This window comes from Streptomyces noursei, from assembly GCF_016917755.1.
GTDB lineage: Bacteria > Actinomycetota > Actinomycetes > Streptomycetales > Streptomycetaceae > Streptomyces > Streptomyces yunnanensis.
Genome location: NZ_CP070326.1, coordinates 8,514,980 through 8,529,093, shown reverse-complemented (window position 1 = coordinate 8,529,093; position 14,114 = coordinate 8,514,980). Strand labels below are relative to the sequence as shown.

Here is a 14,114-nt window from a genome sequence, read left to right as displayed (position 1 = left end):
ATGTGCCGTGTCCTTGATCTGCAGCAGGCGGTGCTCGCCAAGAACGACGCCTGTGCGCACACCCTGCGCGAGGAACTGGCCGGCCGCGGCACCGCGGTCGTCAATCTGCTCTCCAGCCCAGGCAGCGGCAAGACCGCCCTGCTGGAACGGGAGTTGACGCGGGCGCGGGAACGCGGGGTGCCGGTCGCGGCGCTCACCGCCGACCTGGCCACCGAGAACGACGCGGTGCGGCTGGCCCGCTCCGGAGTCCCCGTCAAACAGGTGCTCACCGACGGGTTGTGCCACCTGGAGGCCGAGATGCTCGGCGGGCACCTGGACGGCTGGCTCCCCGCCGGGACCCGGCTGCTGTTCGTCGAGAACGTCGGCAACCTCGTCTGCCCCGCCTCCTACGACCTGGGGGAGACCCTGCGGGTGGTACTCGCCTCGGTGACCGAGGGCGAGGACAAGCCGCTGAAGTACCCCACCGCCTTCGGGCTGGCCCACCTGGTCCTGATCACCAAGACCGACATCGCCGCGGCGGTGGACTTCGACGAGGCGGCGTTCCGGGCCAACGTGGAACGGGTCAACCCCGGCGCCGAGGTCGTCCGCACCTCGGTGCGCGCCGGCGAGGGCGTCGGGGTGCTGCTGGACCGGGCCCTGGCGGCGCGGGAGGGCGGGCCGGCGCACATCCCGGTGATGACCCGTCAGTCCCACCATGCGCACGACGCGTCGGCGGACCGGGTCGGCCACCGCGACACCGTGGGGTCGAGCCGCTCATGACCGTCGGGCGGCCCGGTGCCGGCACCGCTCCCCACGCTCCCGCAGCCTCCCCCGAGCCGTCGACGTCCCTCGACGAGCGGGCGTCCCCGGGCGCGGGGGAGGCCCCCCGCGCGGGAGCGGTGGGCAGGGTACGCCGTGCCGAGGCCCTCGGGGCCGCCCCCGCCCGCCACCGGATCATCGTGCGCGGCATCGTCCAGGGCGTCGGCTTCCGCCCGTTCGTGCACGGCCTCGCCACCGAGCTGGGGCTGGCCGGTCACGTCAGCAACACCGGCGAAGGAGTCGTCGCCGAGGTCGAGGGCCCGCCGGGCGTGCTGCACCGGTTCGGTGCGCGGCTGCGCGCCGAGGCGCCGCCGCTGGCGGTCGTGGAGGCGGTGGACGGCCAGGACATCGAGGTCACCGGCGGCACCGGCTTCACCATCCTCCCCTCCCGCACCGGTGGCCCGGCCCGCACCCTGGTCGCGCCGGACGCCGCCACCTGTGACGCCTGCCTGGCCGAACTGACCGACCCCGCCGACCGCCGCTACCGGCACCCCTTCGTCACCTGCACGCACTGCGGGCCGCGCTTCACCATCGTCCGCGCGCTGCCCTACGACCGGGCGCAGACCACGATGGCCGACTTCCCGATGTGCCCGCGCTGCGCGGCCGAGTACGCGGACCCGGCCGACCGGCGGTTCCACGCCCAGCCGGTCGCCTGCCATGACTGCGGGCCCCGGCTGCGGCTGCTGGCCCACGGCCCGGACGGGCCCGCCGGCCCGCCGCGTCCGCTGCCCGGCGACCCGGTGGCCGGCGCCCGGCGGCTGCTCGCCGAGGGCGCGATCGTCGCCGTCAAGGGCCTGGGCGGCTACCACCTGGTGTGCGACGCCCAGGACGACCGCGCGGTGGCCGAGCTGCGTCGGCGGAAGGCCCGAGGCGACAAGCCTTTCGCCCTGATGGCCCGTCAACTCGCTGATGTGGAAGGGCTGGTGGAGCTCGGTACGGAGGAGCGGGCGCTGCTCACCGGGTCGGTGCGGCCGATCGTGCTGCTGCGCCGGCGGCCCGGTGGGCCCGCGCCGGGAGCCCCGGCGGTCTCCGACCACGTCGCCCCCGGCTGCCCCGACCTGGGGCTGATGCTCCCCTACACCCCACTGCACCACCTGCTGTTCGGCCTGCCCGGCGACCCCCAGGGGCCCCGGCTGCTGGTGATGACCAGCGGCAACGTCTCCGGCGACCCGCTCGTCACGGACGACGCGGACGCCCTGGTGCGGCTGACGCACCTGGCCGATGCCTGGCTGGCCCACGACCGGGCGATCCAGGTCCCGTGCGACGACTCGGTGGTCCGGATCAGCGACGGCGCACCGCTGTACGTCCGGCGCTCGCGCGGCTGCGCCCCGTACCCGGTGCCGCTGCCGGTGCCGGTCCGGCCCGCGCTGGCCACCGGCGGTGACCTGAAGACCGTGCTGTGCCTGGGGGAGGGGCACCGGGCCTGGCTGTCCGCGCACATCGGCGACATGGACGACCTCGCCACCCAGCTGGCGTTCGAGCGGGCCGCCGAGCACCTGGCGACCCTCACCGGGGTCCGGCCCCGGCTGCTGGCCACCGACCGGCACCCCGGCTACCGCACCGGCCAGTGGGCCCACCGGCACACCCGCGGTCGTCCCCTGGTCCGGGTCCAGCACCACCACGCGCACATCGCCTCCACCATGGCCGAACACGGCCTGGACGGCAGCCGGCCGGTGATCGGCGTCGCTTTCGACGGCACCGGCTACGGCGACGACGGTGCGGTCTGGGGCGGCGAGGTCCTCCTCGCCGACTACGCCGGATACCGCCGCTTCGCCCAGCTCGGCTACGTCCCGCAGCCCGGCGGCGACGGCGCCGTCCGCCGGCCCTACCGGATGGCCCTCGCCCATCTGCACGCCGCGGGCCTCCCCTGGACCCCCGACCTGCCGCCGGTCGCCGCCTGCCCGCCCGACGAACTCCAGCTGCTGGCACGCCAGTTGGAGCGCAACCTCAACTGCGCGCCGACCTCCAGCATGGGCCGGCTCTTCGACGCGGTCTCCTCGCTCGCCGGGATCTGCCACCACGCCGGCTACGAGGCGCAGGCCGCCGCCGCACTGGAGGCCGCCGCCCGCGCCGCCGGCGACGACCGCGGCCCGGGCTACACCTTCGGGCTGCGCACCGGCACCCCGGGCGACGGAGGCGCGGCGCTGGTCGCCGACCCCGCCCCCGTGCTCGCCGCGGTCATCGAGGACGTGCGGGCCGGCACCGGCCCGGCGCCGGTCGCGGCCCGCTTCCACGCCGCGGTCGCCCGGCTGGTCCGGCGCTGCTGCGGACTGGCCAGGGAGCGCACCGGCCTGTCGACCGTGGCACTGACCGGCGGGGTGTTCGTCAACACCCTGCTCGCCGAGACCGCCGCCCGGATGCTGCGCCAGGACGGTTTCACCGTGCTGCGGCACCGCCTGGTCCCGCCCAACGACGGCGGACTGGCGCTCGGTCAACTGCTGGTCGCGGCCTGGCGGCGCGGCGCCTAGCCCCCCTGTATGTCCCCGCACCCGCACCCGTACGACGAGGAGGAGCCATGTGCCTGGCGGTGCCCGGCAAAGTGATGGAGATCGAGGAACGGGACGGCACCCGGATGGCCACCGTCGACTTCGGCGGGGTGGTCAAGGAGGTGTGCCTGGAATACGTGCCGGACCTCGTGGTCGGCGACTACGCGATCGTCCATGTGGGCTTCGCGCTGCAGCGCCTCGACGAGGAGTCGGCCCGGCGGACCCTGGAGCTCTTCGAGGAACTCGGCCTGCTCCAGGAGGAGTTCGGCGACCCGTGGGAAGCGGCGGCCGCCCGGGAAGCGATCCAGGCACAGGAGGCGCGGAAGTGAAGTACCTCGACGAGTTCCAGAACCCGGAGCTGGCCCGGCGGCTGCTCGGCGAGATCCGCGCCACGGTGACCCGGCCCTGGGCGCTGATGGAGGTCTGCGGCGGCCAGACGCACACCATCATCCGGCACGGCATCGACCAACTTCTCCCCGAAGAGGTCGAGTTGATCCACGGGCCGGGCTGCCCGGTATGCGTCACCCCGCTGGCGGTCATCGACCAGGCGCTGGAGATCGCCGCCCGCCCCGAGGTGATCTTCTGCTCGTTCGGCGACATGCTCCGCGTCCCGGGCACCGACCGCGACCTGTTCCGGGTACGCGGCGAGGGCGGCGACGTCCGCGTGGTCTACTCGCCGCTCGACGCCCTGAAGATCGCCCAACAGAACCCGCACCGCGAGGTGGTGTTCTTCGGCATCGGCTTCGAGACCACCGCCCCGCCCAATGCCATGACGGTCTATCAGGCCCGCAAGCTGGGCATCCGCAACTTCAGCATGCTGGTCTCGCACGTCCGGGTGCCGCCCGCGATCGAGGCGATCATGACCTCGTCGAGCTGCCGGGTCCAGGGATTCCTGGCCGCCGGCCATGTGTGCAGCGTGATGGGCACCGACGAGTACCCCGCACTGGCCGACCGCTTCCGGGTGCCGATCGTCGTCACCGGCTTTGAACCGCTGGACATCCTGGAGGGCATCCGTCGCACCGTCCGCCAGCTGGAACGCGGCGAGCACACCGTGGACAACGCCTATCCGCGCGCCGTCCGCCCCGACGGCAACCCGGCCGCCCGGGCCATGCTGGCCGACGTCTTCGAGGTCACCGACCGCAGCTGGCGCGGCATCGGCACCATCCCCGCCAGCGGCTGGCGGCTCTCCGACCGCTACCGCGACCACGACGCCGAACACCGCTTCTCGGTCGGGGGCATCACCACCCGCGAGCCCGCCGCCTGCCGCAGCGGCGAGGTCCTGCAGGGGCTGATCAAACCCCACGAGTGCCAGGCGTTCGGCACCACCTGCACCCCGCGCACCCCGCTCGGCGCCACCATGGTCTCCAGCGAGGGCGCCTGCGCCGCCTACTACCTGTACCGCCGGCTCGGCAGCACGCCGACCCCCTTGGAGGCGACCCCCGTTGTCTGACACCACCTCGCAGACCCCCACCACCGCGCAGGGCCCCCGCGACCTGCCCACCGTCGACATCACCGGCTGGACCTGCCCCGCCCCGCTGCGCGAGACCCCGCGTGTCGTGATGGGGCACGGCGGGGGCGGGGCGCTCTCCGCCGAACTCGTCCAGCAGATCTTCGTGCCCGCCTTCGGCGGTGAACTCCTCGCCCAGCTCGGCGACTCCGCGGTCTTCGCGCTCGGCGGACAGCGCCTGGCCTTCTCCACCGACTCCTACGTCGTCCGCCCGCTGTTCTTCCCCGGCGGCTGCATCGGCGACCTCGCGGTCAACGGCACCGTCAACGACCTCGCCATGAGCGGGGCCCGGGCCGCCTACCTCTCCTGCGGTTTCATCCTGGAGGAGGGCGTGGAGATGCCGGTGGTCGCCGGGGTCGCCGACGCGATGGGCGCCGCGGCCCGGGCCGCCGGCGTGGAGGTGGCCACCGGCGACACCAAGGTCGTCGAGGCCGGCCGCGGCGACGGGGTCTACCTCAACACCGCCGGCATCGGGGTGATCCCGCCCGGCGTCGATCTGCGGCCGCAGCGGGTGGTGCCCGGCGACGTGGTGATCGTCAGCGGCGACATCGGCGTGCACGGCGTGGCCATCATGAGCGTCCGCGAGGGCCTGGAGTTCGGCGTGGAGATCGAGAGCGACTGCGCGGCCCTCGGCGGGCTCGTCCAGACGATGCTCGCGGTCACCCCCGAACTGCACGTGCTGCGCGACCCCACCCGAGGTGGACTGGCCGCCGCGCTCAACGAGATCGCCACCGCCTCCGCCACCGGCGTGGTCATCGACGAGCGCGCCGTCCCCGTCCCCCCGGCCGTCGCCAACGCCTGCGCCATCCTCGGCCTCGACCCGATGTACGTCGCCAACGAGGGCAAGCTGGTGGCGTTCGTCCCCCGTGAGCACGCCGACGCCGTGCTGGACGCGATGCGCGCCCACCCCTTGGGCGCCGGCGCCGCGGTGATCGGCGAGGCGGTCGCCGCCCACCCCGGCATGGTGGTGGCCCGCACCCCGCTCGGTGGCACGCGGGTGGTGGACCTGCCCCTGGGGGAGCAGCTGCCGCGGATCTGCTGAGCCGGCGGTCGCACCGCTCGGCGGGGCCGCCCGCGCCCGCCCCCGCCGACCGGCGGCGTCACGACCGCTGACCTCTGCGCCCGCCACCGCTACGGTGCGGCCATGAGCGGGTTGACGATCGCGGTGCACCACGTACGGGCGGCGCTGGGCGGGGCGCGGCGGCTCGGGATCGACACCGCCCCGTTGCTCCAGGGCGCCGGGATTCCGCCGCTGCTGCTCGCCGACGACCGGGCCCGGGTCACCGCGGAACAGTTCACCCGCCTGATCCGGGCCCTGCACCAGGCCACCGACGACGAGTTCCTGGGCCTGGGCCCGGTCCCCAGCCGCCGCGGCACGTTCGCGATGATGTGCCACGCCTGCCTGGGCTGCCCGGACCTCGGTTCCGCCCTGGACCGGGCCACGCGCTTCTACCGGCTCTTCCCCGGCGGCCCCGACCTGGCCGTGGCGCTCCGCCCGGACGACGGGCCGGCCGTCCTCACCGTCCGCAGCGCACTGCACCGGCACGACGAGGCCGCCTTCCTCGCCGCCTGCCTGCTGCTCATCTGGCACCGGCTCGCCGGCTGGCTGATCGGGCGTCGGATCCCGCTGCACTGGGCCCAGTTCGCCCACCCGGCCCCCGCGCACGCCGACGAGTACCCGGCCCTGTTCGGCTGCCCGGTCCGCTTCGGCGCCCCGTACACCGCGGCCGGCTGGGACGCCCACTGGCTCACCGCGCCGGTCGTCCGGGACCAGCCGGCGCTGGCCGCCCTGCTGCGGCGGGCACCGGCCGACCTGCTGGGCCGCCGCGACTACGGCACCACCGTCGCCGAGCAGGTGCGCCGCAGCCTCGCCCAGGCGCTGCGGTCCCCGGCGCCGGCGCGGCTGCCGGAGGCCGGCGAGATCGCGGCCCGGCTGGCGGTCAGCCCGGCGACGCTGCGGCGCCGGCTGCGTGCCGAGGGCACTTCGTACCAACGGCTGAAGGACACGGTGCGCCGGGACGCCGCGCTCACCGCGCTGACCGACGGGCGGGAGCCGATCGCCGCACTCGCGGCCCGGATCGGCTTCTCCGAGGACACCGCCTTCCACCGCGCTTTCCGCCGCTGGACCGGCACCACCCCCGGCGCGTACCGACTGGCCGGCGGCACCCCGCGGCTCGGCGAGGCCCCGCCGTCCGGCCCGTCCGTCCCGCGCGGCCAGCAAAGCTGAGCGTTCCGGTCAGCGCCCGCCCCTGCGCAGCTCACTACGGTCGGCCCAACCACCCCGGTCCACAGGACAGTTGGGAGAGCCGCATGCACCGTCGCGCCACCGCCCTGGGCACCGCCGCAGCGCTGGCCCTGTCGCTCGGCACCGTCGGCGCCGCCGCCGCGGACCCGCCGCGGACCGCGGCCGGCCGCCCCGGCGACATCGTCACCGCCACCCCCACCGCGTTCCATCCGCTGCCCGGCCAGCCGACCGGTACCCGCGCCTGGCACCTCACCTACCGCTCCACCTCCGCCAAGGGCACCCCCAACACCGTCTCCGGCACCGTGATCGTGCCCGACGACGGCCGCACGGGCCCGCGCCCGCTCGTCACCTACGCCGTCGGCACCGTCGGCCTCGGCGACTCCTGCGCCCCCTCGGCCGGCTTCCCCAAGGGCACCACCATGGAGGCCAACCTCATCCAGCAACTCACCGCCCGCGGCTGGGCGGTCGCGGTCACCGACTACGAGGGTCTGGGCACCCCCGGCGACCACACCTACACCGTTGGGCGCGCCGAGGGGCAGGCCGTCCTGGACGCCGCCCGGGCCGCCGAGCGGCTCCCCGAAGCGGCCGCCGCCGGCGTCACCCAGGACTCCCCGGTCGGCATCATGGGCTACTCCCAGGGCGGCCAGGCCACCAGCTGGGCCGCCGAGCTGCACCGGGCCTACGCGCCCGAACTCAAGGTCAAGGGCACCGCGACCGGCGGCGTCCCGGCCGACCTGCGCAAGGTCGCGGACGCCAACAACGGCAACGTCGGCGCCGGGCTGATCCTGATGGCCGCCATCGGCCAGAACGCCGCCTTCCCCGAGCTGGACCTGGCGAAGTACCTCAACGACCGGGGCCGGCGCTATGTCGCCTTCCTGCGCGAGAACTGCGTCGTCGCCGACGTCGCCGCCGGGCTCTTCAAGAGGATCTCCGACGTGACCGTCCGCAACCCGCTGGACCAGCCGGACTGGCAGGCCCGGCTGCGCGAGTCCACGCTCGGCACCCGGGCCCCGGACGCGCCCGTGTACCTCTACCACGGCACCGCCGACGAGCTGATCCCGTACGCCGTCGGCAAGCGGCTGCGGGCCGACTGGTGCGCCCGGGGCGCCCGCGTCCAGTGGACCTCGATACCGCTCGGTGAGCACGTGCTCGGCGCGATCGTCGGCGCCGCGCCGGCCGCCGACTGGCTCGCCGACCGCTTCGCGGACCGACCGGCACCCGGCAACTGCCCGTGAGGTGTGGGGCGTTGATCGCACGGGCGAGCGGGCACGGCCTCGTACAGGTTGGTCCGGAACGCCATCTTCGAACCGGGTGCGCCGCATCCGTTGTCATCCGCGTGGGCGGTGGTCGGCCACCGGGGGTGGGCTGGCGGAGCGTTGGTCACCGGGGCGTCCGGATGGCTGTGTGAGGCGTCCACAGGTCGGATCGATTTTCCGCGCCGCCCTGGACCGTGCCGCCCCGGCTGAGGATTCTGCAATCTGCACAGCCACACCGGACACCACCACGCACCGTGGCCGACGACCCGGCAACCGCTGGCGCCCACGGTGCCGTTGACGCACGGACCGCCATCTGCCGTTCCCTCCGCTCCCTTGCGGCGTTCCGCGGTGCTGCCGCTGCCAGGCGTTCGCGTTCACCGGCGACGCCGCCGCCACCGATCCCGCCTGTCGTCTCTCTCCGGACCACGGCCTCGTCCGGGAGCTGGTGGAGGCGGCTCCCTTGCGCGACCCTGCCCGGCTCGGCCGCCCGCGGAGGCCGGCCCGGCGGGCTCCGGTGACCGGCGGAGGGGGCGCGGCGGAGTGAGCCCGGGGCGGACCGCCGGCCGTCGCCGCAGTGGTATGGACATGCTCGCGCGACCGCCCGTAGGGTGACCTGGTCTAGACCGCGGATCGCCCCCCCGGTCGCAGTCGCCGACCTGCCTGCTCATGCGTCAACGAGCCGGTTCCGCACGGTACTTGCCCCCCCACAGTGGTCGCCCCCCCACCCTTCTCGCCCGCGGGGTCCGGCCGCGCGAAGGAGTCACCGCCATGAAGACCCGCCTCGCCGCCCTGTTAAGCGCCACCAGCATGGCCGTGGGCCTCGCCCTCGTCGCGCCCGCCTCGCCGGCGGTGGCCTCGGCGGGCTGTCCTTCCTGCGTCGCCCCGGCTGGTGCGGACACCCGAGCCGAGGGATTCGTCGTCAGCGAGGCGCAGTTCAACCAGATGTTCCCGAACCGGAATCCGTTCTACACCTACAGCGGGCTGGTCGCCGCGCTGAGCTCCTACCCGGAGTTCGCGAACACCGGGAGCGACACCGTCAAACGCCAGGAGGCCGCCGCCTTCCTGGCGAACGTCGGCCACGAGACCGGGGGCCTGGTCTACGTGGTGGAGCAGAACACCGGCAACTACCCGCACTACTGCGACGCCACCCAGCCGTACGGGTGTCCGGCCGGCCAAGCCGCCTACTACGGACGCGGACCGCTCCAGCTCAGCTGGAACTTCAACTACGCGCGCCACGAGGCGCTACTTAACCGAGCTGGGGTGTAAGACCCCGGCCGTCGGGCGGTCGCAGCCGCCCGGCAGAAGCTGAGGACAGCCCGATCCGGGGAATGCCGGGGAGGGCGGTAAGCAGTCCTGACAAAGCCCGGACACGGCAGAACTACCAGATGCCGCGGGTCGGGCAAGCGAGGTCAGAAGGTGTAACGAGAGTGAACCGGTGTCAGACGTCTCGTAAGAGTTCCAGCGGCTCAAATCTGGTGGATATGGGCCGTGTTGCAGTGTGTGCCGTCTCTATGTGGTTGGAGGGGGCAACTCCGAAGCCGACTGTTTTCATCGGTGGGGAGGCCGTGCCGAATGTCTGCGGCGTAGGTACGGCGATGCTGTCGGGATATAGCCGGACACCTAACTGGCCAATCGGTTTCGTAGTGAACGTGGGAACCACCTGTGGCTCTCCATTCGCCTGGGCATCCAACTCAGAGAGTGGAAAGGCTCGTTGTCGGCTGACGGTCACAGCGTGGGACGGAGGCCCCGTAGTAGTCCGAGCGCGCGAAAGGCGCGTACATGGCGAAGGGGGCCAGCAAGTCAGCAGTACGGATGCTGGAATGCCAGGAGGTCGACGGTGAACACCGACGCACTGGAGTGGGCCTTGATGAAGGCCGAACGCCGGGTACTGGAGATCCAGGCCAAGCTGCACCAATGGGCAATCGATGATTCTCATCGCAAGTTCGACGATCTGTACAACCTTGTGACCGACCCCGCCTTCCTTTTGGTTTCGTGGGATCGGGTACAGGGCAACAGGGGCGCCCGTACGGCGGGAGTGGACGGCAAGACGGTTCGCTCCATCGAGGACGGGCAAGGGGTCGAGGCTTTCCTCGACAAGCTGCGGTCGCAACTGAAGGACTTCAGCTTCCGGCCTGTTCCGGTACGCGAACGGATGATCCCGAAGGCGAATGGCAAGAAGCGCCGGCTGGGCATCCCGACCGTGGCGGACAGAGTGGCCCAAGCAGCCCTGAAGCTAGTGTTGGAGCCTATTTTCGAAGCGGATTTCCTCCCGTGCTCCTACGGGTTCCGTCCGAATCGCAGGGCACACGATGCGCTCGCTGAGACGCGCCTGTTGACCACCAAGCACTACGAGTGGGTGGTTGAGGGCGACATCAAGGCGTGCTTTGACGAGATCTCCCACACGGCCCTGATGGACCGAGTGCGGAATCGGATCAAGGACAAGCGCGCCCTGGACCTAGTGAAGGCATTCCTCAAATCCGGCATCCTCTCGCAGGACGGTCGGGTACGAGACACCAACACAGGCACTCCGCAAGGAGGAATTCTTTCGCCACTGCTGGCGAACATCGCCCTCTCAGTACTGGATGAACATGTAGCCAGTATGCCCGGGGGCCCGAACTCGACCCGAAGTGAACGCGCGAAACGCAAGTACCGAGGACTCGGAAACTACCGGCTCATCCGGTACGCGGACGATTTTCTGGTGCTTGTCTCAGGTACCCGCGATAACGCGGAGGCCGTGCGCAACGAGGTCGCCTCGGTTCTTACGCCGATGGGATTGACCCTGTCGGAGGAGAAGACGTTCATCACGCACATCGACGAAGGATTTGACTTCCTCGGGTGGCACATCCAGCGCCACCCCAAGCGGGGAACAGATAAGCGGCATGTCTACAACTACCCCTCCAAGAAGGCCCTTATGGCCGTCAAGGAGAAGGTGAAGAAGATCTGCCGCAAGAGTACGCACTTGTCCATGGCCGCCCTGCTGCACCAGCTCAACCCGGTGTTGCGGGGATGGACCGCCTACTTCCGCCCCGGAGTGTCCAAGTCGACGTTCCAGTATCTCGGCCACTACACGTGGACGAGGGTCTTCATCTGGGCGCGACGGAAACACAAAGGTATGCGGCTCCGTGGGTTCCGCCGCATGTATTGCAGCGGCGGGTGGGTGCCCGCCTCGGAGAGAGGACAGCTGTACCAGGCCGCCGAAGTCACCACGACTCGGTACCGGTTCCGCGGCTACAGCATCCCGACCCCTTGGACGGTCGCAGCATGAGATTGGAGATCACTCAGATGGGACTTGTGGAGAGCCCGGTGCTCGGAGACGGGCACGCCGGGTTCGGCGGGCGGTCCGGGGAAACTCACCAGCGGCAACGCTGGCAGAGCGCCCCGGATCGACCCAACAAGGCCGCGGGCGACGCGTTGGGCATCGACCTGCTGAACAACCCGTACCTCGTCGAGCGGGACGCCGCCGTCGCCTGGCGGACCGCGCTGTGGTACTGGAACACCCAGAACGGACCGGGCACCATGACCGCGCACAACGCCATGGTCACCGGCGCCGGCTTCGGCGAGACCATCCGCAGCATCAACGGCTCGCTGGAGTGCAACGGCGGCAACCCCGGCCAGGTGCAGAACCGGATCGACAACTACACGCGCTTCGTGCAGATCCTCGGCACCGTGCCGGGCGACCGCCTCAGCTGCTGACCGGCGCTCCGCCGCCGGGACACCCGCCTCGTCAGTGGGTGTCCCGCATCAGCCGGGCGCCGAACCAGTCCTCCTCGTCCCGCACCCCGGGCGGCACGAAGAAGTAGCCGCCGCCCTCCGGGGTGATGAAGCGGGACAGCGGTTCGTGCCGCAGCCGGTGCTGCACGGTGGCGAACTGCCGCTGCACGTTCTGCTGGTAGCCGCAGAAGACCAGGCCCAGGTCCACCTGCCCGTGCCGGTCGTACCCCTGGTTGTAGTTGTAACTCCGGCGCAGGAAGCGGGACTTGTCGGTGCGTCGGGTGCGCGGGTTGGCCAGGCGGATGTGCGAGTCGAGCGGGACGGTCCGGCCGTCCGGGTCGTTGCGGTAGTCCGGTGCTTCGTCCTCCCTGGTACCTCCCAGCGGCGCACCGCTCGCCTTGTGCCGTCCGAAGATCTCCTCCTGGCGCCGCACCGGCACCTCGTCCCAGGACTCGGAGTGGAAGCGGATCAGCCGCAGCACCTGATAGCTGCCGCCCTCGGCCCAGTCCGGCTCGCCGCACGGCGGCGTCACCCAGATCAGGTCGTCCAGCTCCTGTGCCGACCCGGTGTCGGGGTTGACGATGCCGTCCTTGAAGCCGAGGAAGTTCCGCGGCGACCCCGAGGGCCGGGACGGGTTCAGGAACGCGTCCATCCGCCAGCGCGGCCGGAGCATGCCGTGGGTCGCCCGGCTCAGTTCGCGCAGCACGTGCACGATCGCGTCCGGGTGCTCCGCACAGACCTGGACCGAGAGGTCGCCGTGGCAGCGCGCCGGCTCCAGCCGGTCGTTGGGGAAGGACGGCATCGCCTTCAGGTGCCGCGGCTTGTGCCCGGCCAGCCCGAACCGGTCGTCGAAGAGGGACGCCCCGAGGCCGACCGTGACGGTCAGCGAGTCCGGGGTCTGCGGCTCCGACGCCGTCCGCTCGTCCTTCGGCTTCACCCCGGCGGACAGCACCCGGGAGTGGTCGGTCAGCCTCTGCAGCAGCCGCGCCAGGTCCGCCCGGTTCTGCACCAGCACGTCGAACGCCGCGAACCCGGCGAAGAGCTGCTGCGGGGTGATGATGCCGGCCTGGTGGTGGCCGTGGAACGGCACCCGGTCGGGCGGCAGCTGACGGCCGTCGCCCGACGGGTCGGGGGAGCCCTCCGCCGACGTCCGGCCCGCCGGGACGGCCGCCGCCGTGCCGCCGCCCAGCCCGGCGCCGGCCGCCACCCCGGCGATCCCCGCCGCGTACTTGAGGAACCCCCGGCGCCCGCCGTCCTGCGCCGGGCCCTGCTCGTCGCCGGTCCGCTCAGATCTCATCGCCCAGCCTTCCCCACTGCGGCATCCGCCGCCGGTGTGCGTGCCCCTATTTGCGCGCGATCCTCGCCGCCCGCCCGGCGGCGGCCGGGAACAACACGGCCGGGCCCATCGAAATCACGCCTGCGGAGGCGGCCCGGCCGCCGAACGGCGCAGGCCGCCGGGCCGCCGCCGCCACCCGCTCCTAGCGTCGGCGGTATGACCCGTCCGCCCGAGGAGTCCGCCGAGGTGCCGCTGCGCATCGTCCGGGGCCGCGCCGATCCCGAGGAGCTGGCCGCGCTCACCGTCATCGTGTGCAGTCGGCTCGCCCTGGCCCGCGCGCTCGCCGAGGGCCAGGGCGCCGAGCACCGGCCCGACGCGCTCACCGGGCCGCAGTTGCGCAACCACCAGGTCCGCTCCGCGTGCTGGGCGGGCTGCTGGGTCTGCGGGTGAGCACCGGGGCCGGAAGGGCGCCCTCGCGCGACGGGCGGGACGTCCCGGGCGGATTCCGCCCCGGACGCGGGTGTGCCGACGCGGATCACGGGCAGGCGGCCGTCGGGAACGACCGTGAGGAGCAGACGCATGACGTTGCCGTGGCGGGAGGACGAGAGCTGGCGCCGCCGCTATCCGCAGGCCGGCCCCGACTGGACCAGCGGGATGCCGCAGGGCGCGACCGAGCCGCTCACGCCGATGGGGCGGATCGAGCAGTACGGGCGGATGGGCGGCGCCCTGCGAGGCGGCTGGCTGGCGCCCTGGCAGCGCAAGGTGATCCTCGCGTTCGTCGTCGGGGCGGTGGCGGTCGCGGTGGTGGCCGTCGGACTGATCGCCTTCGGGTAAG

Annotated in this window: 11 protein-coding genes and 3 pseudogenes; 13 read left to right on the top strand and 1 reads right to left on the bottom strand. The window is 72.7% G+C overall.

The genetic code is table 11. The annotated features are described in order from the left end of the window. The 11 genes and pseudogenes from hypB to JNO44_RS36965 all read left to right on the top strand — a co-directional run. Complete coding sequence (hypB, locus tag JNO44_RS37010; RefSeq protein WP_205368405.1) at positions 1 to 759, top strand: hydrogenase nickel incorporation protein HypB; 759 nt, start codon at positions 1 to 3, stop codon at positions 757 to 759. Continuing rightward, positions 756 to 3,266 (top strand): carbamoyltransferase HypF, encoded by a 2,511-nt coding sequence (gene hypF / locus JNO44_RS37005; RefSeq protein ID WP_205368404.1) that lies wholly within the window; start codon positions 756 to 758, stop codon positions 3,264 to 3,266. The genes hypB and hypF overlap by 4 nt, the downstream gene beginning before the upstream one ends. Positions 3,267 to 3,313: 47 nt before the next feature. Continuing rightward, positions 3,314 to 3,613, top strand: coding sequence for a HypC/HybG/HupF family hydrogenase formation chaperone (locus JNO44_RS37000; RefSeq protein ID WP_205368403.1), 300 nt, complete (start codon positions 3,314 to 3,316; stop codon positions 3,611 to 3,613). Then, entirely contained in the window at positions 3,610 to 4,734 is a 1,125-nt protein-coding gene (gene hypD, locus JNO44_RS36995) for a hydrogenase formation protein HypD (protein WP_205368402.1), read from the top strand. The genes JNO44_RS37000 and hypD overlap by 4 nt, the downstream gene beginning before the upstream one ends. Further along, a complete protein-coding gene (hypE, locus tag JNO44_RS36990; protein ID WP_275695784.1) occupies positions 4,727 to 5,833 on the top strand; it encodes a hydrogenase expression/formation protein HypE in 1,107 nt (368 codons plus the stop codon). The genes hypD and hypE overlap by 8 nt, the downstream gene beginning before the upstream one ends. Before the next feature lie 102 nt (positions 5,834 to 5,935). Beyond that, positions 5,936 to 7,018: an AraC family transcriptional regulator gene (locus JNO44_RS36985; RefSeq protein WP_205368401.1), complete on the top strand. Its 1,083-nt coding sequence runs from the start codon at positions 5,936 to 5,938 to the stop codon at positions 7,016 to 7,018. A gap of 83 nt (positions 7,019 to 7,101) precedes the next feature. Then, positions 7,102 to 8,271 (top strand): lipase family protein, encoded by a 1,170-nt coding sequence (locus JNO44_RS36980; protein WP_205368400.1) that lies wholly within the window; start codon positions 7,102 to 7,104, stop codon positions 8,269 to 8,271. Positions 8,272 to 8,644: 373 nt separating this feature from the next. After that, positions 8,645 to 8,836 (top strand): annotated as a pseudogene (locus tag JNO44_RS44080) (pyrroloquinoline quinone biosynthesis protein PqqE); the annotation flags it as partial. A 224-nt stretch (positions 8,837 to 9,060) separates the two neighbouring features. Next, positions 9,061 to 9,519: pseudogene (locus JNO44_RS36975) on the top strand (chitinase); the annotation flags it as partial. Positions 9,520 to 10,129: 610 nt separating this feature from the next. Further along, the gene (gene ltrA, locus JNO44_RS36970) at positions 10,130 to 11,557 is read left to right on the top strand and encodes a group II intron reverse transcriptase/maturase (RefSeq protein ID WP_205368399.1); all 1,428 of its coding nucleotides are present in this window, start codon (positions 10,130 to 10,132) and stop codon (positions 11,555 to 11,557) included. A 128-nt stretch (positions 11,558 to 11,685) separates the two neighbouring features. After that, positions 11,686 to 11,985, top strand: a pseudogene (locus tag JNO44_RS36965) (chitinase); the annotation flags it as partial. A gap of 31 nt (positions 11,986 to 12,016) precedes the next feature. On the opposite strand, the gene JNO44_RS36960 reads toward JNO44_RS36965, so the two are convergent. After that, positions 12,017 to 13,300: a Dyp-type peroxidase gene (locus JNO44_RS36960; RefSeq protein WP_205368398.1), complete on the bottom strand. Its 1,284-nt coding sequence runs from the start codon at positions 13,298 to 13,300 to the stop codon at positions 12,017 to 12,019. 195 nt (positions 13,301 to 13,495) lie between these two features. On the opposite strand from JNO44_RS36960, the gene JNO44_RS36955 reads away from it, so the two are divergent. Further along, a complete protein-coding gene (locus JNO44_RS36955; protein WP_073445497.1) occupies positions 13,496 to 13,729 on the top strand; it encodes an acyl-CoA carboxylase subunit epsilon in 234 nt (77 codons plus the stop codon). Positions 13,730 to 13,858: 129 nt separating this feature from the next. After that, on the top strand, positions 13,859 to 14,113 hold the full coding sequence (locus JNO44_RS36950; protein ID WP_205368397.1) for a hypothetical protein: 255 nt from the start codon (positions 13,859 to 13,861) through the stop codon (positions 14,111 to 14,113). Position 14,114 lies beyond the last annotated feature (1 nt).

Coding starts and splice junctions, on each gene's coding strand:
- hypB (WP_205368405.1), top strand. CDS start 1: ATGTGCCGTGTCCTTGATCTGCAGCAGGCGGTGCTCGCCAAGAACGAC.
- hypF (WP_205368404.1), top strand. CDS start 756: ATGACCGTCGGGCGGCCCGGTGCCGGCACCGCTCCCCACGCTCCCGCA.
- JNO44_RS37000 (WP_205368403.1), top strand. CDS start 3,314: ATGTGCCTGGCGGTGCCCGGCAAAGTGATGGAGATCGAGGAACGGGAC.
- JNO44_RS36985 (WP_205368401.1), top strand. CDS start 5,936: ATGAGCGGGTTGACGATCGCGGTGCACCACGTACGGGCGGCGCTGGGC.
- JNO44_RS36980 (WP_205368400.1), top strand. CDS start 7,102: ATGCACCGTCGCGCCACCGCCCTGGGCACCGCCGCAGCGCTGGCCCTG.
- JNO44_RS36960 (WP_205368398.1), bottom strand. CDS start 13,300: ATGAGATCTGAGCGGACCGGCGACGAGCAGGGCCCGGCGCAGGACGGC.
- JNO44_RS36955 (WP_073445497.1), top strand. CDS start 13,496: ATGACCCGTCCGCCCGAGGAGTCCGCCGAGGTGCCGCTGCGCATCGTC.
- JNO44_RS36950 (WP_205368397.1), top strand. CDS start 13,859: ATGACGTTGCCGTGGCGGGAGGACGAGAGCTGGCGCCGCCGCTATCCG.